The following is a 22,638-nucleotide window of genomic DNA, read 5'->3' on the forward strand; positions in this document are numbered from 1 at the left end:
AAGGTCGGATTTAACAAAAAAGATACAATTTTGTTATATTGCGTTAGCTATCACGCTTTTAAAACGTATGACCCTTACGACATGAAATGGCCCTGCAACCGGTATCGATTTCCCGGGAACAGCAGTCTGGCATGCGACACAATATGCGACGAAGACCAGGTACGGCGACGAATGAGCAGGCAAGGATCGTGCTCTTTGATCCGCAACAGTTCGCACTCCTGCGGCGTAGCGCGAACCGCTTCCACGATGTGCTCCCCTTCCGTCAGCGGCGCGATGAGCGAAAGATAGGCATGCGGCGTGGTCTGGGTGTAATCCTGATCCAGGTACTCGGGCACCCGATCGGCGTTCACGCAGCGATCTTCAATCTGCACCGGGATGTCGTTTTCATAATGCACCATCACGGAATGAAAGATGCGGCTTCCCTCTTTGACATTCAGCTCCACGGCCTGCTCGGCGCTGGCCTGTGTCTCTTCGAGCACCAACACTTCACAGTGGTGCTGATGGTTACGCGAGGCTATCTCATCGGCAATACTTCTGATCTCAAACAGTGCCGATTGCCCTTTCGGCTCCGCGACGAAGGTCCCGACCCCCTGCAGACGCACCAGAAGGCCCTCATCGGTCAGCTCGCGCAGCGCCCGGTTGATGGTCATTCGGCTAAAACCAAACTGTGCGACCAGTTCGGCCTCGGACGGAATGCGATCGTGCGGCCGCCAGACGCCGGTTGCGATTTTTTCGCTGATGGCCTGCTTCACCTTTTCATAGAAAGGCGCGGGAGGGCTGGACTGCGACAGCGGTGAGCGTGAAAACATCCTGACTCCTTAAACGTTGTTATGCCCACCAGTGAGCAATTTGCCAGGCCAGACGGGCGGCAAGCTTTGCCCCCTGTCCGTCCCGATCGTACTGCGGGTTAAATTCTACCAGATCGGCAGCCTGCAGTTTTCCACTGCGGCAGATGTGTTCAATCACCGGCAGAAGATCCAGCGCGGGTACCCCTAACGCCGCGGGCGCTGAGACGGCTGGCATTTCGCCAGCAGGCAAAACATCGAGGTCAATGGTGAGGTAAACGCGGTCGGCCTGGGCCAGAACCTTGTCCAGAGCCGATAACGCATCTCGCCTGAAATGAAGGTCTTCTACCAGCGTGACGTTTAGTCGCTCAGCTTCATCCCACAGCGCCTGCGTGTTCGCCGCCAGGCTGACGCCCAGGCAGGCATACTGAAAATCGCGCGCCTGTTCCGCACAGTAGTGTGCCAGCTGACGAAACGGCGTGCCGGAGGTCGCGTGGTCCGCCTTGCGCAGGTCAAGGTGTGCATCCAGATTTATCACCACCACGCGCGCGTTCGGGAAAGCATCCAGAACCCCGCGGCCATGCGCCCAGGCGGTCTCGTGTCCCCCGCCAAAAACCAGCGTACGCATGCCGGACTGCTGACAGGCCTGCACGGCATCGCTTAACGCCCGCTGAGCCGCTTCCAGATTATCGCCCTCAACATACACCGACCCCATATCCACCAGCCGGTCATGTCCATGATGACTTGCCATGTTCGCCAGCGCTTTGCGAAGCACCTCCGGGGCCTGTACGGCGCCGGGCCTGCCCTGATTGCGTTTTACCCCTTCATCACATTCAAACCCTATCAAAGCGATGCCGGACGACTGAGGGGTAAATACCGGCATCTCTCGCAGGGTCTGAAAAATACGTTTTGCATTGCTGGCCTCGGCGCTGTCGTCACGCCCCTGCCAGACGGTCTCGGCAACCGGCCGCCAGAGTCTCATATGCTCTCCCCACGGAAAATACGTTGATACAACGGATTGCGTCCCGGCTCGTAGACCATTTCGACCGGGTGATGTGCATCCCAGACGACAAAGTCAGCCACGAATCCAGCCTGCAGCTGCCCGTGCGTGGCCCCGCGACCCAGCGCCTGGGCAGCATGTCGCGTCACGCCAGCCCAGGCCTCTTCAGGCGTCAGGCCAAACTGCACGCAGGCCATATTCATCGCGAGATGAATACTCGCGAACGGGCTGGTGCCGGGGTTATAGTCGGTGGCGACAGCCATGGGAACGCCCTCTTTTCTGAGCTGTTCAACCGGCGGACGCTGGCGCTCCTGAAGAAAATAGAATGCCCCCGGCAGTAATACCGCAACCGTGCCGTTGTGCGCCATCGCCTGAACACCGTCATCGTCGAGATATTCAATATGATCGGCGGAAAGCCCCTTAAAGCGGCTGACCAGCGCCGCGCCGCCAAGATTTGAAAGCTGTTCCACGTGTCCTTTGACCGGAATCCCCAGGGCAGTGGCAGCGCGGAAAAGCCGCTCGGTTTGCGCTGGCGTGAAGCCGACATTTTCGCAAAACACATCCACGGCTTCGAATAAGCCTTTTTGCCACAGCGTGGGCATCATCTGCTCGCACACCGTGGTGAGATACGCGTTCGCGTCATGGCGGTATTCCGCCGGAACCGCATGCGCAGCCAGAAGCGTTGGGCTGATCTCTACCGGATTGTTCTGGCCCAGCTGGCGGGCGACCTGCAGCATCTTCTCTTCCGCTTCGGCGTTGAGACCATATCCCGACTTGATTTCAACCGTGGTCACCCCTTCATCGATCAGCCGCTGCAGACGCTGTTGCGCCAGCCTGAGCAGGGTCTCGGGCGAACTGCTCCGCGTCGCCGTCACGGTCGCGTTAATCCCGCCCCCCTGCGCGCTGATGGTTTGATAAGAGACGCCGTTCAGACGCTGCTCCCACTCTGCCGCACGATCGCCACCGAACACCAGGTGGGTATGGCAGTCAATCAGCCCGGGGGTGACCAGACGACCGTGCAGATCGACACAGTGACGGTGGCCGGAAGGGATGTCGGATTCGGGAATAACGGCCAGAATCGTCTGGCCGCGCACCACCAGGGCGTGCTGCGCTTTCAGGCCATAAGGCGTGCTGTCGTCCGGGATCATTGTCGCCAGTCGCGCATTGCGCCATATTACATCGTCGGGATGAAGCTGCTGCATGGGCATTCCACTTGTCATGGGTTGTATAGACATTTATTTTCATCTGCCCCCTGCTGTCAACCGCTCTGGCGGAAAATGTTATTTATTTGTGATGACTTTCCCGCCTCCCGCGGGTAAAAAATGCATCTTTTACCCTTTTTATCTTCCCGTTTCGCTCAACTTAGTATAAAAAAGCAGGCTATTTCGTCTATCCCGTTAAGACTTGCATACCCAGGAGCTTTACCTTGAACATTTCCAGGATTTCCCGTCTGGCGTTAGCGCTCGCCTTTGGCGTGACATTATCCGCATGCAGTTCTACCCCACCGGACCAGCAGCCTTCTGAGCAGGTTGCACCGGGTACCGCCTCTCGCCCGATTTTGTCCGCTGATGAAGCGAAGAACTTTGACCGTGCACACTACTTCTCGGCGATGGACCCTAACGCTGCGCCGTGGACACCGTCTTCTATTAACCTGCCGAAACAACCTGACTTCGTTGTCGGTCCGGCAGGTACGCAGGGCGTGACGCACACGACGATTCAGGCTGCGGTTGACGCGGCTATCACCAAACACAGCGCCTCTCGCCAGTACATCGCGATCCTGCCTGGGGAATATGAAGGCACCGTTTACGTTCCGGCAGCACCGGGCAGCATCACCCTTTACGGGACAGGCGAGAAAGCGGTCGACGTGAAAATTGGTCTGGCGATTGATTCTGAAATCGACAGCAACACCTGGCGTCGCCTGGTCAACCCGGCGGGTAAATACATGCCAGGCAAACCGGCGTGGTATATGTTTGACAACTGCCAGAGCAAGCGTGCAGCTACCATCGGCGTGATGTGTTCTGCGGTCGTCTGGTCTCAGAATAATGGCCTGCAGCTGCAGAACCTGACCATTCAGAATACCCTGGGCGATAGCGTTGATGCCGGTAACCACCAGGCCGTTGCACTGCGTAGCGATGGCGATAAAGTGCAGATCAACAACGTGAATATTCTCGGCCGTCAGAACACCTTCTTTGTGACAAACAGCGGTGTTCAGAACACGCTGCAGAATAACCGTCTGACCCGTACGCTGGTCACTAACAGCTACGTTGAAGGTGACGTGGATCTGGTCTCCGGTCGCGGCGCGGTGGTGTTTGAGAACACCGATTTCCGCGTGGTGAATTCACGCACTCAGCAGGAAGGTTATGTGTTTGCCCCGGCCACGCAATCTAACCTGTTCTACGGCTTCCTGGCCGTTAACAGCCGCTTTAACGCGTCCGGTGACGGCGTCGCGCAGCTGGGCCGCTCGCTGGATGTGGACTCTGCCACCAACGGTCAGGTTGTTATTCGTGACAGCGTGATCAACGAAGGTTTCAACATGGCTAAGCCATGGGCCGATGCCGCTATCTCCAAACGTCCTTTCTCCGGCAATACCGGTAGCGTGGATGATAAAGGTAACGTGCAGCGCAACCTGAATGACGCGAACTTCAACCGCATGTGGGAATACAACAACCGCGGTCTGGGTAGCAAAGTGGTTGCTGAGCCTAAGCAATAAAAGAATGCGTTGATGTCTTTTGCTGTACTCGCCCGGTGCCCACCGGGCATAAAAAAACCTCGCATTTGCGAGGTTTTTTGTTTTAAGCCTTTTAGTGTGCGTTTACCACCACCCACATTGGCCCCTGGCCGACGGCGTAACGCCCTTTCTCTTCCAGCAGCCCCTGCGCACCTTTGATTTCGTACAGCGCGATGTGGTGAGATTTTTGCCCCGCCGCAATCAGGTATTTACCGCTGTGATCGATATTAAACCCGCGTGGCTGGGTTTCGGTAGGCTGGAAACCTTCAATCGCCAGCACGCTACCGTCTTCAGAAACGCTGAATACCGTAATCAGGCTGGAGGTACGGTCGCAGGCATACAGATGACGCCCATCCGGTGTGATGTGAATATCAGCCGCCCAGCGGGTGTCAGAGAAGTCAGACGGCATCATATCCAGCGTCTGCACGCACTCAATCTTGCCGTTAGGATCTTTCAGTTCCCATACGTCCACAGAACTGTTCAGCTCGTTCACCACATAGGCGTACTGCTGGTTCGGGTGGAACACCAGATGGCGCGGGCCCGCGCCCTCAACGGTGGTCACTTCTGCAGGATTCTGCGCCACCAGGTGACCGTCATCGCTCAGGGTAAACAGGCAGATACGATCCTGTTTCAGCGCAGGGACCCACAGCGTACGGTTATCCGGAGAAATATTCGCCGAGTGGCAACCTTCCAGCCCGTCAACCACCTCCACGGTTTCAACCGGTAGGCCCGCTTCCAGGCGCGTTACGCTGACACAGCCGGCATTGTAAGAGCCGCTGAAGATGAAGTTGCCTTTGCGATCGGTGGAGATATGCGTTGGGCTGCCCGGTAAAGGTGCTTCCGCAGTGTAAGTCAGTGCGCCGTCGTCCGGCGAGATGCGGTAGGCCAGCACGCGAAACTCCGGGCGCACACCCACGTACAAGAAACGTTTATCCGGGCTGATAACCATCGGCTGCACCTGACCTGGCACATCAACAACCTGAACCAGCGTGAGGGTACCCTCGGTATTTAAACGCCAGACGTGGATCTGCTGGCTTTCAGGACTGGCGGTATAAACGGTTTGTTTCATGAATATTCACTCCTCACTGCGCATGAAAGTAGTTAACTTTTGACGGTGAATGCTGAATTGTCATCGGGAATTTTGAAGCCTTTGCCTCTCGGTGTACCATCCCTTCAGAACGTAAATTCAATATTAACCCGGAAAAACAAATGACCTCGCGTGTAATTGCTCTGGATTTAGACGGTACCTTACTTACTCCGCAGAAAACCCTTCTCCCCTCTTCCCTTGAAGCACTCAAACGCGCGCAGGAAGTGGGATATCAACTCCTTATCGTAACGGGTCGACATCACGTTGCCATTCATCCTTTTTATCAGGCACTGGCGTTAGATACACCTGCAATTTGTTGTAATGGCACTTATTTGTATGATTATCAGGCAAAAAAGGTTTTAGAATCCGATCCGCTGCCCGTGCCTCAGGCGCTGCAATTGATTGATCTGCTTGATGAGCATGCCATTCACGGCCTGATGTATGTGGATAACGCAATGGTGTATGAACGTCCGACAGGCCACGTGATCCGCACCAGCAACTGGGCATTGTCTCTGCCTGAAGCGCAGCGTCCGGTCTTTACCCAGGTTTCCTCCCTGCGCCAGGCGGCTCAGGATGTCGATGCTATCTGGAAATTTGCGCTGACGGATGAAGATACCACCAAACTGAATGCCTTCGCGACGCACGTTGAACAAACGCTGGGTCTGGAGTGCGAGTGGTCCTGGCACGACCAGGTCGATATCGCCCGCAAAGGCAACAGCAAAGGCAAACGTCTGACACAGTTCGTGGAGTCTCAGGGCGGGTCAATGCAGGATGTGATTGCCTTTGGCGATAACTACAACGACATCAGCATGCTGGAGGCCGCCGGTACAGGCGTGGCAATGGGCAACGCCGACGATGCGGTAAAAGCGCGTGCTAACGTCGTGATTGGTGATAACACCACCGACAGCATCGCGCAGTATATTTATACCCACCTGCTGTAATCAGGTGGTGATGGAGACGCTCTTGATTTGCGCGTAAAGCCACAGGCCAGGCTTGATCCCTAACTCATCTCTGGCCCACGGACTGATGCGCGCCCAGAGCGTCTTGCTGCCCACCTCGAGTTTTACCTCAACCTGTCCGTTATCATCAAAACACTCCGCCACTTTCGCGCGCAGGATATTGCGAATACTGGTCTGTAGCGGCGCTTGCAGCACCAGAGAGACATCTGAAGCCTGAATGCGTATACGCAACGCAGACTGCAGCGGTTTGTCGATTTTGTTGACCCACAGATGCTGGTCGCCCAGCGCCAGTGCGGTCATCGCATAATGCGGGTGATGTTCCAGCACGCTCACCTTAAGGATGCTGCTCTGCTGTTCCTTCGGTAACCACGGGTGCATCACGCTGCTGCCCCACACCTCTTCCAGATTACCGAATGCCTTAACGCTGCCCTCTTCCAGTACCAGCACTTTATCGGCCAGATGCAGGATCTCATCCAGCGAGTGGCTGACGTAGAGCATCGGGATATTGATTTCACGCGCAAGGCGCTGAAGATAGGGCAGCAGTTCACGTTTTCGCGGAATATCCAGCGAGGCCAGCGGTTCGTCGAGCAACAGCAGTTCTGGCGCGGTGAGCAACGCGCGGCCTATCGCCACGCGCTGTTTTTCGCCACCAGAAAGCGATGAAGGGAGCCGGTCCAGCAGTGACTCAATGCCCAGCAGCGCCACCAGCTTATCAAATTGCGCGGCCATGCTTTTGGCCATGCCGTAGCGAAGATTACCGCGCACGCTGTAATGCGGAAATAATCGCGCATCCTGAAAAACATAACCAATTCGCCGCTTATCCGGTGCCAGGTAAATTTTGTTCTCAACGTCGTTTAAGACGCGATCGTTGAGCACAATCCGTCCGGACTGCGGCCGCGTTAGTCCGCTGATGGCATTGATCAATGAGGTTTTCCCTGCACCTGATACGCCAAAGATGGCGGTAATGCCGCTCGCAGGCAGCATCTCGTTAAGGGTCAGGGTATGATTTCCCAGCGTCTGGGTGAACTGAAGTTCGAGCATGACTATTTCCCCATCCGCTCGCGACTGAGTCGCGCCAGCCATTCCGAAACCAGCAGCGAGACCAGCGCCAGCACAATTGAGATGATGCACAGCCGCGCCGCGGCACCTTCTCCACCCGGCGTCTGGATCAGGGTGTACATTGCTGACGGGATCGTTCGCGTCTCACCGGGGATATTCGACACAAAGGTAATCGTGGCACCAAACTCACCCAGCGAGCGGGCGAACGCCAGTACCGTGCCGACAATAATGCCCGGCAGCGTAAGCGGGAGCGTGATGGTGAAAAAGACGCGCCAGCGCCCGGCACCCAGCGTGCGGGCAGCCTGTTCCAGTTTGATATCAACCCCTTCCAGCGCCAGGCGAATGGCCCTGACCATCAGCGGGAATGACATCACCGCCGCCGCCAGTACCGCCCCTCGCCAGCTAAACGCAAACGTCAGCCCAAACCAGTCATATAACCATTCGCCAATAAAACCGCGCCGCCCCATCGACACCAGCAGCAGGTAGCCAACCACCACCGGTGGCAACACGAGGGGAAGATGAAGAACGCTATCCAGCAGGGCTTTGCCGGGAAACTTACAGCGAACCAGTAACCAGGCAAAGAAGATCCCAAAGGGCAAACTCAGCGCAACCGCCAGGGAAGAGACTTTCAGGCTCAGCAGGACAGCCTGCCATTCAGGATCGGTCAATATCATTAGTGAGTCGTAAATCCGTAACGTTTAAAGATTGCGGACGCTTCGGGTCCCTTCAGGTATTCGCTGAAGGCCGTCACGGTCGCATTTTTATGTCCATCAACAATCGCAACAGGATATTCCACTTTCTTGTGGGAGTCTTCCGGGAACGTACCAACCACTTTCACCCCTTTACTGGCGACGGCGTCCGACCCGTAGACTATCCCCAACGGCGCTTCATTACGTTCAACCAGCGCCAGAGCACCGCGCACATCTTCAGCCGGAGCCAGTGTGGGCGATAACGTCTCCCAGGCACCCAGTTTTTGCAATGCTTCTTTGGCGTAGATCCCCGCCGGTACATGCTCCGGATCGCCAACGGCCAGGCGTCCTCCGTTCAGCAACCGGGTCCAGGAGGTCTCGTTGTTGATAGTGATTTCGCCTTGCTGACTGGCTTTCGGCGCCACCACGACGAGGCTATTCCCCAGCAATGTTTCGCGGGTAGTCGCATCAATCGATTTCTTTTCAGCCGCGTAATCCATCCACTTCTGGTCTGCAGAGATGAACAAATCGGCCGGCGCTCCCGCTTCAATCTGACGTGCCAGCGTCGATGAAGAAGCAAAAGAGGAGACCACCTCGACGTTCTTCTCTTTTTTATACGCTGTCGCAATATCCTGCATCGCGTTGGTCAACGACGCCGCCGCAAAGACGGTAATTTTACCCTCGTTAGCCAGCGCGTGTCCGCTCAGCGAAAGTGTCAGCGTTGCCCCTGCGAAAAGGCGTACCCATGTACGTGCCATTTGTAGCTCCTGTGAGTATCGTTATATACACATTAATATAACGGTAACTCCGGGGAGATCCCAGCGTTAAATCGTACCGCTCAAGGGGTACAGCAAGCTGATGCTTTAAATAATATCGGCGAGAAAGGGAAATACTTGAGAGCAAAACGCCCGGGCAAGCCGGGCGTTTCGGGGGGAAATTAATGCTGCTTTTTAGCCTGGTCTCTGTGACCAATGTTCGAAAATACGTTGAACACTTCACCCAGGCCGTAGATGGCACCGAGGATAACGGCCATCACTACTGGTACCATGATCACGGCGAATACCAGACTTTTCAACAATTCCAACATGGTTTTCTCCAGATATTGTGAATGGCTTATTCTACCCTGAAAAGTGAGAAAAACATCCCCTTTTGTGCGGTGCCCTTTGCGACCTTCGCCATTTGGGTCACAATGCACTTTTTGCCAGGACAGTGTTATGCAGGCCGAAATTCTCCTCACTCTACGACTACAGCAGAAGCTTTTCGCCGATCCGCGACGTATCGCCCTGCTTAAACAAATAGAACAAACCGGTTCAATAAGCCAGGGGGCTAAGAACGCTGGCATTAGCTATAAAAGCGCCTGGGATGCCATCAACGACATGAACACCCTGAGCGAGCAAACGCTGGTTGACCGGGCCACGGGCGGCAAAGGCGGTGGAGGTGCGATCCTGACACGTTACGGCCAGCGCCTGGTTCAACTGTATGATCTGCTGGCGCAGATCCAGCAAAAAGCATTTGATGTGTTAAGTGACGACGATAATCTCCCGCTGGACAGCCTGCTGGCTGCCATTTCCCGCTTTTCGCTGCAAACCAGCGCCCGTAACCAGTGGTTTGGTACGGTGATGGCGGGCGATAACGCCCAGGTGCAGCGTCATATTGAGATCCTGCTTGCCGATGGAACAACCCGTCTGAAAGCCGCGATTACCGCACAAAGCGCAGACCGACTGGCGCTGAATGAAGGTAAAGAGGTGCTGGTGTTACTGAAAGCGCCATGGGTGAATATCACTGCCGATGCCGAAAAAGCAAAAGCCGCTGATAACCAGCTACGCGGTGCCATCCGCCACGTTGAACGCGGTGAAGAGCAGTGTGAAGTACTGATGACCCTGCCGGACGGGCAAGAACTCTGCGCAACCCTTCCCCTCAGCGACGCCGCAGAATTAGAAGAAGGTGCTGTGGTGACCGCATATTTCAACGCCGACCGGGTGATTATCGCCACATTGTGCTGAGCACATTGACAAGCGTGTCGACAGTGAGTATCCCTGACATCTGTTGCTGCAAAAAATGGGATAAGTCATGTCATCATTGCATATTTCGCAAGGCACGTTTCGTCTTAGCGACACCCGAACGCTGACGATTTCTGATTTAACAATACGCGCCGGTGAAAGCTGGGCGTTTGTCGGTACAAACGGAAGCGGGAAATCAGCGCTGGCCCGTGCGCTGAGCGGAGAGCTCGCGCATCTTAAAGGTGAATACCAGTGTAACTTTACGCGCCTGACGCGCCTGTCATTCGAGCAACTACAAAAGCTGGTGAGCGATGAATGGCAGCGCAATAACACCGATTTACTCAGCCCGGGCGAAGAGGATACGGGCCGCACAACGGCAGACATTATTCAGGATGAGGTCAACAATCCTGCCCGTTGTGCGTATCTGGCAGAACAGTTTGGCATCACCTCCCTGCTGAACCGGCGCTTTAAATACCTCTCGACCGGTGAAACCCGAAAAACGCTGCTGTGTCAGGCGCTGATGAGCGAGCCGGAACTGTTGATTCTGGATGAACCGTTCGACGGTCTCGACGTGCAGTCCCGCGCACAGCTGGCCACCCTGCTCGGCTCGCTTAACCAGCAGGGCTATACGCTGGTACTAGTGCTTAACCGTTTTGATGAAATTCCTGAGTTTATTCAGAACGCCGGCGTGCTCGCTGACTGCAACCTGACTGAAACCGGCGAAAAATCGGCGTTACTTAAGCAGGCGTTAATTGCCCAACTGGCGCACAGTGAAAACCTGGACGGCATTACGCTGCCGGAACCGGACGCACCTTCTGCCCGCCACGCGTTAGATCCCCACCAGCCGCGCATCGTGCTGCGTGATGGCGTGGTAGCGTATGACGATCGGCCGATCCTTAATCATCTCAGCTGGACGGTCAACCCGGGTGAACACTGGCAAATTGTGGGCCCCAACGGCGCGGGAAAATCAACGCTGCTGAGCCTGATCACCGGCGATCACCCTCAGGGCTACAGTAACGATCTCACCCTGTTTGGCCGCCGCCGCGGAAGCGGTGAAACGATCTGGGATATCAAAAAGCATATCGGCTATGTCAGCAGCAGCCTGCATCTGGATTACCGGGTCAGCACCACGGTGCGCAATGTGATCCTGTCCGGGTATTTTGATTCCATCGGCATTTATCAGGCGGTCTCGGACAAACAGCATAAGCTGGCCCAGCAGTGGCTGGACATTCTGGGGATGGATAACCGGGTCGCTGACGCGCCGTTTCATAGCCTTTCATGGGGACAGCAGCGTCTGGCGCTGATCGTTCGCGCGCTGGTGAAACACCCGACCCTTCTGATCCTCGACGAACCGCTACAGGGGCTGGACCCATTAAACCGCCAGCTGATCCGCCGTTTTGTGGATGTCCTGATTAGCGAAGGCGAAACGCAGCTGCTGTTCGTTTCCCATCATGCCGAAGATGCCCCGTCCTGCATTACGCATCGCCTCGAGTTTGTGCCCGACGGTGAACGCTATCAGTACCTGCTGAGTAAAATCGATTAACCCCGGAGGGCTCTGCCCCTCCGTTTTTTCGGATAACCTGCACAAAGACTTCCCTATCCCTTTGATCTACAATGTCGCATTGCCGCCAAAAAACGGATTTTAAAAGCAGTGTAAACGATTCCACTATTTTATCCCATGTCACACTTTTCGCGTCTCTGTTATGCTATGGTTATTACATACCATAAGCCCAATGGAGCGAAATATGCGAGTTCTGGTAACAGGTGGTAGCGGTTACATTGGTAGTCATACCTGCGTGCAGCTGCTGCAAAATGGTCATGATGTCATCATCCTCGACAACCTGTGCAATAGTAAGCGCAGCGTGCTGCCTGTGATTGAACGTCTTGGCGGTAAACAACCGACCTTCGTGGAAGGCGACATCCGCAATGAAGCGTTGATGACCGAGATCCTTCACGACCATGCCATTGAGACGGTGATCCATTTCGCCGGCCTGAAAGCGGTGGGTGAATCCGTCGCGAAACCGCTGGAGTATTACGACAACAACGTCAACGGTACCCTGCGTTTGATCTCCGCCATGCGCGCAGCGAACGTCAAAAACTTTATCTTCAGCTCTTCCGCAACCGTCTACGGCGATCAGCCAAAAATCCCTTACGTTGAAAGCTTCCCGACCGGTACGCCGCAAAGCCCGTATGGCAAAAGCAAACTGATGGTGGAGCAGATCCTCACCGATCTGCAAAAAGCACAGCCTGAATGGAGCATCGCCTTGCTGCGCTACTTCAACCCGGTTGGCGCCCATCCGTCAGGCGATATGGGTGAAGATCCACAGGGCATCCCGAATAACCTGATGCCGTACATCGCCCAGGTGGCCGTTGGCCGCCGTGAGTCTCTGGCTATTTTCGGTAATGATTATCCAACCGAAGACGGTACCGGTGTGCGTGATTATATCCACGTCATGGATCTGGCCGACGGCCACGTGGCGGCAATGCAGCAGCTGGCCGATAAGCCAGGCGTGCATATTTATAACCTCGGCGCCGGGATCGGCAGCAGCGTGCTGGACGTCGTGAATGCCTTCAGTAAGGCCTGCGGTAAGCCTGTGAATTATCACTTCGCACCGCGCCGTGAAGGCGACCTCCCGGCTTACTGGGCCGATGCCTCCAAAGCCGATAAAGAGCTTAACTGGCGTGTCACCCGCACGCTTGATGAAATGGCACAGGATACCTGGCACTGGCAGTCTCGCCATCCACAAGGTTATCCGGACTAAGGATCCGTCATGACTTCGTTCAATCCCGTCGATCATCCGCATCGTCGTTTTAACCCGCTAAGCGGGCAATGGATTTTGGTTTCTCCGCATCGCGCCAAGCGCCCCTGGCAGGGGGCGCAAGAGACGCCTGCAAAACAGACGCTTCCCCAGCACGACCCGGACTGCTTCCTGTGTCCGGGCAACACGCGTGTGACGGGCGATAAAAACCCGGACTACAAAGGCACCTTCGTTTTCACCAACGATTTTGCCGCCCTGATGACCGACACGCCCGACGCGCCGGATAGCCAGGACCCGCTGATGCGCTGTGAAAGCGCACGCGGCACCAGCCGTGTTATCTGTTTCTCACCCGACCACAGCAAAACGCTGCCGGAGCTGAGTGTTGACGCGCTGAAAGAGGTCGTCAGCACCTGGCAGACGCAAACTGCTGAACTGGGCCAGACCTACCCGTGGGTACAAGTGTTCGAAAACAAGGGCGCGGCAATGGGCTGCTCTAACCCGCACCCGCACGGTCAGATCTGGGCCAACAGTTTCCTGCCAAACGAAGCCGAGCGTGAAGACCGTCTGCAAAAAGCCTATTTCGCGGAAAACGGATCGCCGATGCTGGTGGATTACACCCGTCGTGAACTGGCTGATGGCAGCCGAACGGTGGTGGAAACCGAGCATTGGCTGGCCGTCGTACCTTACTGGGCAGCATGGCCATTTGAGACGCTGCTTCTGCCAAAAGCACAGGTTCTGCGCATCACCGATCTGAGCGACGCACAGCGCGATGACCTCGCCCTGGCACTGAAGAAACTGACCAGCCGTTATGACAACCTGTTCCAGTGCTCCTTCCCCTACTCAATGGGCTGGCATGGCGCTCCGTTTAACGGTGAAGAGAATCAACACTGGCAGTTGCATGCCCATTTCTATCCGCCGCTGCTGCGCTCTGCGACGGTACGTAAATTCATGGTGGGCTATGAAATGCTGGCAGAAACCCAGCGTGACCTGACGGCAGAACAGGCTGCAGAACGCCTGCGTGCTGTGAGTGACGTCCATTATCGCGAATCAGGAGTCTAAAAAATGAGTCTGAAAGATAAAACACAATCCCTGTTTGCTGAGAAATTTGGCTACCCTGCCACCCATGTCATTCAGGCGCCTGGCCGCGTGAACCTGATTGGTGAACATACCGACTATAACGATGGTTTCGTTCTGCCGTGCGCCATTGATTACCAGACGGTCATTAGCTGCGCTAAGCGCGATGACCGTAAAGTCCGCGTTATTGCAGCGGATTACAATAATGAGACGGATGAGTTTTCCCTCGATGCACCCATCGTTACCCACGACAGCCAGCAATGGTCTAACTACGTACGCGGCGTGGTAAAACACCTGCAGAAACGTAATAAAAACGTGGGTGGCGCTGATCTGGTCATCAGCGGAAACGTGCCTCAGGGCGCCGGATTAAGCTCATCCGCGTCGCTGGAAGTCGCCGTGGGTACCGTCTTCCAGCAGCTTTATCATCTGCCGCTGGACGGGGCACAAATCGCCCTGAATGGTCAGGAAGCGGAAAACCAGTTTGTGGGCTGTAACTGCGGCATCATGGACCAGCTGATCTCTGCGCTGGGTAAAAAAGAGCATGCCTTGCTTATCGACTGCCGCTCTCTGGGCACCAAAGCCGTTCCCTTGCCAAAAGGCGCAGCTGTGGTAATTATTAACAGCAACTTTAAACGCACGCTGGTGGGCAGCGAGTACAACACCCGCCGCGAGCAGTGTGAGACCGGCGCACGCTTCTTCCAGCAACCTGCGCTGCGTGACGTTTCGCTCAACGAGTTCAATAAAGTGGCGCACGAACTGGATCCGGTAGTGGCGAAACGTGTTCGTCATGTGCTGACGGAAAATGCCCGTACCGTTGAAGCGGCGTCCGCGCTGGCGAAAGGTGACCTGAAACGTATGGGTGAACTGATGGCAGAATCTCACGCCTCCATGCGCGACGATTTTGAAATCACCGTTCCGCAAATCGATACCCTGGTGGACATCGTCAAAGCCACGATTGGCGATAAAGGCGGCGTGCGCATGACCGGCGGCGGCTTCGGTGGCTGCATTGTTGCCCTGATGCCGGAAGAGCTCGTCCCTGCCGTCCAGCAGGCGGTGGAAAAACAGTACGAAGCGAAAACAGGTATTAAAGAAACTTTCTACGTGTGTAAAGCATCACAAGGAGCAGGACAGTGCTAAACGAAACGCCAACCCTTGCCCCGGATGGCCTGCCGTATCGCCTGTTAACCCTGCGCAACAGCGCAGGAATGGTGGTTACGTTAATGGACTGGGGTGCCACTTTGCTATCCGCTCGCGTACCAATGCCTGATGGCAGCGTACGTGAAACCCTGCTTGGCTGCGCGTCGCCTGAGCAGTATGTCAATCAGTCCGCCTATCTTGGCGCGTCTGTCGGCCGTTATGCTAACCGCATCGCGAAAAGCGCTTTCGAACTTGATGGCGAGCGTTACTCGCTGCTTTCCAGTCAGGGCGAAAACCAGTTACACGGTGGACCTGAAGGGTTCGATAAGCGCCGCTGGAAAATCGTTCAGCAAAACGACCGCGAAGTGCTGTTCTCACTGGACTCGCGTGACGGTGACCAGGGATTCCCCGGTAACCTCACCGCGTTCGCGCATTTCACGCTGGCTGACGATAACCGTATCGCCATTGAATATCGCGCGAAAGTTGATAAGCCGTGCCCGGTCAATCTGACCAACCACGCTTATTTCAACCTGGACGGCAACCAGTGCGACGTGCGTAATCACACGCTCCAGATCCTGGCCGATGCCTATCTGCCGGTGGATGAAATGGGGATCCCGTATCAGGGACTCAAGGCCGTCAGCGGTACCAGCTTTGATTTCCGCAGCGGAAAAACCATCGCGCAGGATTTCCTGAGCGATGACGATCAGCGCAAGGTAAAAGGCTATGACCACGCGTTCCTGCTGCAGGCGAAAGGCGATGTGACTCAGCCTGCCGCACAGGTCTGGTCTGCAGATGAGAAACTGCAGATGACGGTCTACACCACGGCCCCTGCCCTGCAATTCTATTCAGGCAACTACCTTGGCGGTACCACGGCACGCGAACATGAAGAGTACAGCGACTGGCAAGGTCTGGCGCTGGAAAGCGAGTTCCTGCCGGACAGCCCGAACCATCCAGAATGGCCACAGCCGGACTGTGTGCTGCGCCCGGGTGAAGAGTACGTTAGCGTGACAGAATATCATTTCATCCCGCATTCATAATTCCCAGCCCTCCTTGCGGAGGGCTTTTTCTCTCCGTCTTGCTGAAAATAGCGCCGATCGCAGACAAAATCATAACCCTGGATTCACAAGCATCTTACACTCAGAGACTATTTTCGCTATGGTTAGGGTTAAGCGTTGCTGCTGGCACTGTCACGGCAATATAATGAGAATTGTTATCATTCAATAAAGCTTATGAGGAGTACGATATGGCTGTAACTAAGCTGGTCCTGGTGCGTCATGGCGAAAGCCAGTGGAACAACGAAAACCGCTTTACCGGTTGGTACGACGTTGATCTGTCAGAAAAAGGCGTAAGCGAAGCAAAAGCAGCAGGTAAACTGCTGAAGGCTGAAGGCTTCAGCTTTGATTTTGCTTACACCTCTGTGCTGAAACGTGCCATCCATACTCTGTGGAACGTTCTGGACGAACTGGATCAGGCCTGGCTGCCGGTTGAGAAATCCTGGAAACTGAACGAGCGTCACTACGGTGCGCTGCAGGGTCTGAACAAAGCGGAAACCGCTGAAAAATACGGTGACGAGCAGGTTAAACAGTGGCGTCGCGGCTTCGCGGTAACCCCACCAGAGCTGACCAAAGATGACGAGCGCTACCCGGGCCACGACCCGCGTTACGCGAAACTGACGGATGCTGAGCTGCCAACGACCGAGAGCCTGGCGCTGACCATCGACCGCGTTGTGCCTTACTGGAACGAAACCATTCTGCCACGCCTGAAAAGCGGCGAGCGCGTGATCATCGCAGCTCACGGTAACTCCCTGCGTGCGCTGGTGAAATACCTGGACAACATGGGTGAAGACGAGATCCTCGAACTGAACATCCCAACTGGCGTTCCGCTGGTGTATGAGTTCGACGAAAACTTCAAACCAATCAAACATTACTATCTGGGCAACGCTGATGAGATCGCTGCAAAAGCCGCGGCTGTAGCGAACCAGGGTAAAGCGAAATAATTTTCGCTGGACATAAAAAAAGCGTGGAGCAATCCACGCTTTTTTATTTGGCTCCTGAAACTCAGCCGCGACGCGCTTTTACCGCATTCGCCAGCTGACGCAGAAGGGCATCCGTATCGTCCCAGCCGATGCAGGCGTCCGTGACGCTCTTGCCGTAGACCAGCGGCTCGCTGCCTTCCAGATTCTGGTTACCTTCCACCAGATGGCTTTCGATCATCACGCCAATGATCGCGTTCTCGCCGCCGGCAATCTGCTGACAAACATCGGCGCCGACTTCCATCTGCTTTTTAAACTGCTTGCTGGAGTTGGCATGGCTGAAGTCGATCATCACCTGTTGTGGCAGACCCGCTTTTTCCAGCCCGACCTTCACGTCTGCGACATGTTTTGCGCTGTAGTTCGGCTCTTTACCGCCACGCAGAATAATATGACAGTCACCGTTACCGCTGGTATTCACAATGGCGGAGTGACCCCATTTGGTGACGGACAGGAAGCAGTGCGGTGCCCCGGCGGCATTGATGGCGTCAATTGCCACCTTAATGGTGCCATCGGTACCGTTTTTAAAACCAACCGGACACGAGAGACCTGACGCCAGTTCGCGGTGAACCTGAGATTCTGTAGTACGCGCACCGATTGCGCCCCAGCTCATCAGATCCGCCAGATATTGCGGCGTAATCATGTCGAGGAACTCACCGGCAGCCGGCAAACCGCTGTCGTTGATCTCCAGCAGCAGTTTGCGCGCAATACGCAGACCGTCGTTGATCTGGAAACTGTTATCCATATGCGGGTCGTTAATGAGCCCTTTCCAGCCAACGGTCGTACGCGGCTTTTCAAAGTAAACACGCATGACAATTTCCAGCTCGCCTTGCAGTTCTTCGCGAAGCTGGAGCAACCTTGCTGCGTACTCTTTGGCCGCAGCAGGATCGTGAATTGAGCAAGGGCCAATCACCACCAGAAGACGATCGTCATTACCTTTCAGGATCTTATGGATCGCTTTACGAGCATGAGACACCGTGTTTGCGGCATTTTCAGTGGCGGGGAATTTCTCAAGGAGTGCTACAGGAGGTAATAACTCATTGATCTCTTTAATACGTAAATCGTCGTTCTGATAATTCATTTTCTTTCCAGCTCTGCCATATCTTTAGTAATGAAAGCAATCCTTTCAATCTAACTTGCCGACCAGAAAGTGTAAACACGGTTTTACACTTCACGCAGATAATTCCTGGAATTCACCTAAAAATCGCCACAAAATAGCGAAAAACGAGATCTAACCTAAGCTTTTTAACTGTAACAACCACTTTTGTTTGATTAAACGCGATTCCATACTGACGTAAGTCCGTATGACGGAATCTTTCGCCTCTGAAAAAGATGCACTGTTGGAAAATGTTATCCAGCGTAACGACAAGAACAGGAGCACCAAGATGAAAATGACGAAACTGGCAACCCTCTTCCTCACAGCCTCCCTCACCCTGGCAAGCGGCAGCGTCCTTGCTGCTGAGACGGGCTCAACAGATAACAACGGTGACGCGAATGCCGCGGCGGCGGCGGGACAGGTCGCCCCTGATGCAAAACAGAATATCGCCCCGAATAATGTCGATAACAGCCAGATCAATACCGGGAACACCAATACCGGAGGCACGATGTTGCATCCGGACAGTAGCGGCTCTGGCACCATGAATCATGACACGATGAGTACCGATGAGATGCATAAGAACACCATGTGCAAAGACGGTAAGTGTCCGAATTCGAATGACAAAGTGGGCGACGATGCCAATACCAAAACGGATGGCACAACCCAATAATCCGTGACGGATGTAAACGTAAAAGGAGAGCTCTGGCTCTCCTTTCTTTTTGGAGTAAGCCATTAAAAACGCTACACTAAAAACAATAACAAAAAGGAAAGCTGATATGGCGCACACGCATTCACACACCCCGTCTCCTGGCGATGACAACGCTAAACGCCTTATGCTGGCCTTCGGCGTCACGGCAACGTTTATGGTTATCGAGGTCATTGGTGGCCTGGTATCCGGCTCTCTGGCGCTTCTGGCGGATGCCGGACATATGCTTACCGATGCCGCCGCCCTGCTCTTTGCCCTGTTGGCCGTGCAGTTTGCCCGTCGTCCGCCTAACGCGCGTCATACCTTTGGCTGGCTGCGACTGACCACCCTGGCGGCGTTTGTTAACGCTATTGCTCTGGTGGTTATCACCCTTCTTATCGTCTGGGAAGCCATACAGCGCTTTCGTCACCCTCAGCCAGTTGCCGGAGCGACAATGATGGTTATCGCCGTAGCAGGTCTGCTGGCGAATCTTCTGGCGTTCTGGATTTTGCATCGCGGCAGCGGGGAAAAGAACCTCAACGTGCGCGCTGCGGCTCTGCATGTTATGGGCGATTTACTGGGTTCCGTCGGCGCTATTGTGGCCGCGCTGGTGATCCTTTATACCGGCTGGACGCCCGTCGACCCGATTCTGTCCGTGCTGGTATCGTGTCTGGTATTGCGCAGTGCCTGGCGGCTGCTGAAGGAGAGCGTGAATGAACTGCTTGAAGGGGCGCCGGCATCCGTGGACATTGCCGAGCTTAAACGCAACCTGCGTCGTTCCGTGCCCGAGGTGCGCAATGTGCATCATGTTCACGTCTGGCTGGTGGGTGAGAAACCGGTCATGACATTGCACGTCCAGGTGATCCCTACCCATGACCATGATGGCCTGCTTGAGCGCATCCAGCACTTTCTCGAACATCACTATGAGATTGGTCACGCCACCATCCAGATGGAGTACCAGCCCTGTAACGGCCCGGACTGCCACCTGAACGAGGCGCAGTCCGGCCATTCACATCATCACCATCATTAGTTCGAAAGCGCGCGAGAGCCTCGCTCACGCGCGCTGTTAATCCACATCCGGCTCCCGTTCAGGGCAATGAAGGTCAGCAGCAGATACTCCAGCGACATCGCATAGACGCCCTGAAGTGCAAAAATAACCACGCTTATGACGTTAATGACGACCCAGAGCAACCAGTTCTCAACGTATTTACGGGTCATCAGGATCATCGCAGCAATCGACAGCACCATCATGCAGGAGTCCCAGAACGGGAAAGCATCCGGCTGGAGTGATGGCATAGCGACATTCAGCCCGAGGCCAGACATGACCGACACCGCGACACGGGTCAGGAATGCAAACACCGGGTTGATATAGACGGTCATTAAACCAATGGCGACAACGCAGGCGACAAACCAGGCGATGGCTTTCGGTAAGGGCAGCCAGCGGATTTGCAGCTCTGCCTCCTGCTGGCTGTTCTGCCGCGACCACGCGTACCAACCGTAAATGTTCGCCGCAAAGAAGAACAACTGCAAAAGCAGGCTGGCGTACAGCTGGATCTGGAAGAAGATAATCGCAAAGAGCGTAACGTTAATTAACCCGAACGCGTAGTTGCTGATCTTCTCCAGGCTTGCCAGCCAGATACACAATAACCCAGCCAGCGTACCCACGGCCTCAATCCATGACAGGTCATAGCCACCTGCACCAATCGGTATATGAACCAGAATGTTCTGTGTGCTAAAAAAATCCATCTTTTCCCCAGGGCGTATTGAATTAAGTACGTAGTGTAGCCGCAAAATCCAGCATGCGGTTAAGCGGAATTAACGCACCTTCACGCAGAGCAGCATCCACATGGATTTCATGCGTTGCTCCGCCTTTCTCCAGCCCCTCAGCGATAGCTTTCAGGCCGTTCATCGCCATCCACGGGCAGTGCGCGCAGCTACGACACGTCGCCCCCTCGCCCGCCGTTGGTGCTTCAAGCAGCTCTTTCTCAGGCACGGCCTGCTGCATCTTATAGAAGATACCGCGGTCGGTTGCCACGATGAGCTGCTTGTGCGGCAGCGTCCTGGCAGCATTGATAAGCTGGCTTGTGGATCCCACGGCATCCGCCATGTCGACAATGGACTGCGGTGATTCCGGGTGAACAAGGATCGCAGCGTGCGGGTAAAGCGCCTTCATGCGCGAGAGCGCCTGCGTCTTAAATTCGTCATGAACAATACAGGCACCCTGCCAGCAAAGCACGTCAGCGCCGGTCTGCTTCTGCACGTAATTGCCGAGATGGCGGTCAGGCGCCCAGATGATTTTCTCGCCCAGACTGTCCAGATGCTCAATCAGTTCAACGGCGATGCTTGACGTCACGACCCAGTCTGCCCGCGCTTTCACTGCGGCAGAGGTGTTGGCATAGACCACCACGGTACGGTCCGGATGGGCATCGCAGAAGGCCGAGAACGCATCAATCGGACAGCCGAGGTCGAGTGAACACTCCGCATGTAGCGTTGGCATCAGAATGGTTTTTTCAGGGCTGAGAATCTTTGCGGTTTCCCCCATAAAGCGAACGCCTGCGACCAGTAACGTGGAAGCAGGATGTCTGGCACCAAAGCGTGCCATCTCCAGAGAGTCAGAGATGCAGCCCCCGGTCTCTTCCGCCAGTTGCTGGATTTCCGGGTCGGTGTAGTAATGTGCAACCATCACTGCATCTCGCTCTTTGAGAAGACGTTTGATCTTCTCACGGTAAAACTGCTTCTCATCCTGACTCAGCGGGACAGGCTTTGGCGGGAAGGGATAGATTGCGGCTTCTGGATCAAACATCACGCTCATTATGGCTTCTCGTTTTACTGGCTTAACATTATTGCCTTTCTTTTGCATGACATAGCAAAACGGACGGCAAATGTGTTTTGTATACTAAACAAGATAGCGAATTTGCGAGAAAAAGTCACCGGAAATAGGTGTGCGTAGCACGCAGCGGATGGCAACTTCGCCGGAGCCGACCTGCAAGGTCAAAATATGCGGAATACAGATAGCAAAAAAGCGCCTTTAGGGCGCTTTTTTACATTGGTGGGTCGTGCAGGATTCGAACCTGCGACCAATTGATTAAAAGTCAACTGCTCTACCAACTGAGCTAACGACCCATTGCGGGATGTACTGCAAATCTATTCAGGCTGGTGGGTCGTGCAGGATTCGAACCTGCGACCAATTGATTAAAAGTCAACTGCTCTACCAACTGAGCTAACGACCCGCTTGGGTGTTGCCTGAATTTTTACTCATACCAATAACCTGGTGGGTCGTGCAGGATGACTCGGCTTCGCCTCGCCCTACGGGCTGCTGCTGTTGCAACGTTATCCTTCACGTTTAACATCTGAGTAAGACATTAAAATTGGTGGGTCGTGCAGGATTCGAACCTGCGACCAATTGATTAAAAGTCAACTGCTCTACCAACTGAGCTAACGACCCGGAGTGGTGGGTGATGACGGGCTCGAACCGCCGACCCCCTCCGTGTAAAGGAGATGCTCTACCAACTGAGCTAATCACCCACTCTGTACTACCGGAACTGCTTTAA

22 protein-coding genes and 4 tRNA genes are annotated in these 22,638 nt (G+C 54.9%); 11 read left to right on the forward strand and 15 right to left on the reverse strand.

From position 1 onward, the window contains the following. Nucleotides 1-74 precede the first annotated feature (74 nt). The 3 genes from QE396_RS10125 to hutI are packed head-to-tail and all read right to left on the reverse strand — an operon-like array spanning nt 75 to nt 2,987. On the reverse strand, nt 75-809 hold the full coding sequence (locus tag QE396_RS10125; RefSeq protein WP_014169210.1) for a histidine utilization repressor: 735 nt from the start codon (nt 807-809) through the stop codon (nt 75-77). 19 nt (nt 810-828) lie between these two features. Continuing rightward, nucleotides 829-1,767, reverse strand: coding sequence for a formimidoylglutamase (gene hutG, locus QE396_RS10130; protein ID WP_279256755.1), 939 nt, complete (start codon nt 1,765-1,767; stop codon nt 829-831). Further along, nucleotides 1,764-2,987 (reverse strand): imidazolonepropionase, encoded by a 1,224-nt coding sequence (hutI, locus tag QE396_RS10135; protein ID WP_279256944.1) that lies wholly within the window; start codon nt 2,985-2,987, stop codon nt 1,764-1,766. Before hutI ends, hutG begins: the two co-directional genes overlap by 4 nt. A 224-nt stretch (nt 2,988-3,211) precedes the next feature. Between hutI and QE396_RS10140 the strand changes: the two genes are divergently transcribed. Continuing rightward, nucleotides 3,212-4,495, forward strand: a complete 1,284-nt coding sequence (locus tag QE396_RS10140; protein ID WP_014169207.1) for a putative acyl-CoA thioester hydrolase — start codon at nt 3,212-3,214, stop codon at nt 4,493-4,495. Nucleotides 4,496-4,586: 91 nt separating this feature from the next. On the opposite strand, the gene pgl is transcribed toward QE396_RS10140, so the two are convergent. Continuing rightward, on the reverse strand, nt 4,587-5,582 hold the full coding sequence (gene pgl, locus QE396_RS10145) for a 6-phosphogluconolactonase (protein WP_014169206.1): 996 nt from the start codon (nt 5,580-5,582) through the stop codon (nt 4,587-4,589). Between the two features lie 140 nt (nt 5,583-5,722). On the opposite strand from pgl, the gene QE396_RS10150 reads away from it, so the two are divergent. Next, nucleotides 5,723-6,541 (forward strand): pyridoxal phosphatase, encoded by an 819-nt coding sequence (locus tag QE396_RS10150; protein WP_025204641.1) that lies wholly within the window; start codon nt 5,723-5,725, stop codon nt 6,539-6,541. Here QE396_RS10150 and modC read toward each other — a convergent pair whose 3' ends face one another. From modC to QE396_RS10170, 4 genes are all read right to left on the reverse strand, one after another. After that, nucleotides 6,542-7,600, reverse strand: a complete 1,059-nt coding sequence (gene modC, locus QE396_RS10155) for a molybdenum ABC transporter ATP-binding protein ModC (RefSeq protein ID WP_059305887.1) — start codon at nt 7,598-7,600, stop codon at nt 6,542-6,544. 2 nt (nt 7,601-7,602) lie between these two features. Next, entirely contained in the window at nt 7,603-8,292 is a 690-nt protein-coding gene (gene modB / locus QE396_RS10160; protein ID WP_014169203.1) for a molybdate ABC transporter permease subunit, read from the reverse strand. Then, nucleotides 8,292-9,065 carry a molybdate ABC transporter substrate-binding protein gene (modA, locus tag QE396_RS10165; RefSeq protein ID WP_279256754.1) on the reverse strand — a complete coding sequence of 258 codons (774 nt, stop codon included), beginning with the start codon at nt 9,063-9,065 and terminating at the stop codon, nt 8,292-8,294. The genes modB and modA overlap by 1 nt, the downstream gene beginning before the upstream one ends. Before the next feature lie 179 nt (nt 9,066-9,244). Continuing rightward, on the reverse strand, nt 9,245-9,394 hold the full coding sequence (locus QE396_RS10170; RefSeq protein ID WP_020884948.1) for an AcrZ family multidrug efflux pump-associated protein: 150 nt from the start codon (nt 9,392-9,394) through the stop codon (nt 9,245-9,247). A 127-nt stretch (nt 9,395-9,521) separates the two neighbouring features. Here QE396_RS10170 and modE point away from each other — a divergent pair, with 127 nt between their 5' ends. The 7 genes from modE to gpmA all read left to right on the forward strand — a co-directional run bounded on the left by modE (nt 9,522) and on the right by gpmA (nt 17,273). Beyond that, on the forward strand, nt 9,522-10,310 hold the full coding sequence (gene modE / locus QE396_RS10175) for a molybdenum-dependent transcriptional regulator (protein ID WP_025204643.1): 789 nt from the start codon (nt 9,522-9,524) through the stop codon (nt 10,308-10,310). Between the two features lie 67 nt (nt 10,311-10,377). Next, complete coding sequence (gene modF / locus QE396_RS10180) at nt 10,378-11,850, forward strand: molybdate ABC transporter ATP-binding protein ModF (RefSeq protein WP_032677710.1); 1,473 nt, start codon at nt 10,378-10,380, stop codon at nt 11,848-11,850. 202 nt (nt 11,851-12,052) lie between these two features. Further along, nucleotides 12,053-13,069: a UDP-glucose 4-epimerase GalE gene (gene galE, locus QE396_RS10185; protein WP_020884951.1), complete on the forward strand. Its 1,017-nt coding sequence runs from the start codon at nt 12,053-12,055 to the stop codon at nt 13,067-13,069. A 9-nt stretch (nt 13,070-13,078) separates the two neighbouring features. Continuing rightward, nucleotides 13,079-14,125: a galactose-1-phosphate uridylyltransferase gene (gene galT, locus QE396_RS10190; protein WP_014169198.1), complete on the forward strand. Its 1,047-nt coding sequence runs from the start codon at nt 13,079-13,081 to the stop codon at nt 14,123-14,125. 3 nt (nt 14,126-14,128) lie between these two features. Continuing rightward, a complete protein-coding gene (galK, locus tag QE396_RS10195; protein WP_025204645.1) occupies nt 14,129-15,277 on the forward strand; it encodes a galactokinase in 1,149 nt (382 codons plus the stop codon). Beyond that, nucleotides 15,271-16,314 carry a galactose-1-epimerase gene (galM, locus tag QE396_RS10200; RefSeq protein ID WP_032677707.1) on the forward strand — a complete coding sequence of 348 codons (1,044 nt, stop codon included), beginning with the start codon at nt 15,271-15,273 and terminating at the stop codon, nt 16,312-16,314. Before galK ends, galM begins: the two co-directional genes overlap by 7 nt. A gap of 206 nt (nt 16,315-16,520) precedes the next feature. Then, a complete protein-coding gene (gpmA, locus tag QE396_RS10205) occupies nt 16,521-17,273 on the forward strand; it encodes a 2,3-diphosphoglycerate-dependent phosphoglycerate mutase (RefSeq protein ID WP_020884954.1) in 753 nt (250 codons plus the stop codon). Between the two features lie 61 nt (nt 17,274-17,334). On the opposite strand, the gene aroG is transcribed toward gpmA, so the two are convergent. Then, nucleotides 17,335-18,387 carry a 3-deoxy-7-phosphoheptulonate synthase AroG gene (gene aroG, locus QE396_RS10210; RefSeq protein WP_014169194.1) on the reverse strand — a complete coding sequence of 351 codons (1,053 nt, stop codon included), beginning with the start codon at nt 18,385-18,387 and terminating at the stop codon, nt 17,335-17,337. 304 nt (nt 18,388-18,691) lie between these two features. On the opposite strand from aroG, the gene QE396_RS10215 reads away from it, so the two are divergent. Both QE396_RS10215 and zitB read left to right on the forward strand, forming a co-directional pair. After that, nucleotides 18,692-19,072: a YbgS-like family protein gene (locus tag QE396_RS10215; protein ID WP_025204646.1), complete on the forward strand. Its 381-nt coding sequence runs from the start codon at nt 18,692-18,694 to the stop codon at nt 19,070-19,072. Nucleotides 19,073-19,178: 106 nt separating this feature from the next. Then, a complete protein-coding gene (zitB, locus tag QE396_RS10220; protein WP_020884956.1) occupies nt 19,179-20,117 on the forward strand; it encodes a CDF family zinc transporter ZitB in 939 nt (312 codons plus the stop codon). Here the strand turns inward: zitB and pnuC are convergent. The 6 genes from pnuC to QE396_RS10250 all read right to left on the reverse strand — a co-directional run bounded on the left by pnuC (nt 20,114) and on the right by QE396_RS10250 (nt 22,612). After that, nucleotides 20,114-20,833, reverse strand: a complete 720-nt coding sequence (gene pnuC / locus QE396_RS10225; RefSeq protein WP_020884957.1) for a nicotinamide riboside transporter PnuC — start codon at nt 20,831-20,833, stop codon at nt 20,114-20,116. The genes zitB and pnuC overlap by 4 nt on opposite strands. A gap of 22 nt (nt 20,834-20,855) precedes the next feature. Next, on the reverse strand, nt 20,856-21,899 hold the full coding sequence (nadA, locus tag QE396_RS10230; protein WP_020884958.1) for a quinolinate synthase NadA: 1,044 nt from the start codon (nt 21,897-21,899) through the stop codon (nt 20,856-20,858). Between the two features lie 235 nt (nt 21,900-22,134). Then, nucleotides 22,135-22,210, reverse strand: a tRNA-Lys gene (locus QE396_RS10235). Between the two features lie 31 nt (nt 22,211-22,241). Beyond that, nucleotides 22,242-22,317, reverse strand: a tRNA-Lys gene (locus QE396_RS10240). A 139-nt stretch (nt 22,318-22,456) separates the two neighbouring features. Continuing rightward, nucleotides 22,457-22,532: transfer RNA gene (locus tag QE396_RS10245), tRNA-Lys, on the reverse strand. A gap of 4 nt (nt 22,533-22,536) precedes the next feature. Further along, nucleotides 22,537-22,612: transfer RNA gene (locus QE396_RS10250), tRNA-Val, on the reverse strand. Nucleotides 22,613-22,638: the final 26 nt, after the last annotated feature.

This window comes from Enterobacter sp. SORGH_AS_0287 (genome assembly GCF_031453695.1).
In the GTDB taxonomy this organism is placed as follows: domain Bacteria; phylum Pseudomonadota; class Gammaproteobacteria; order Enterobacterales; family Enterobacteriaceae; genus Enterobacter; species Enterobacter ludwigii.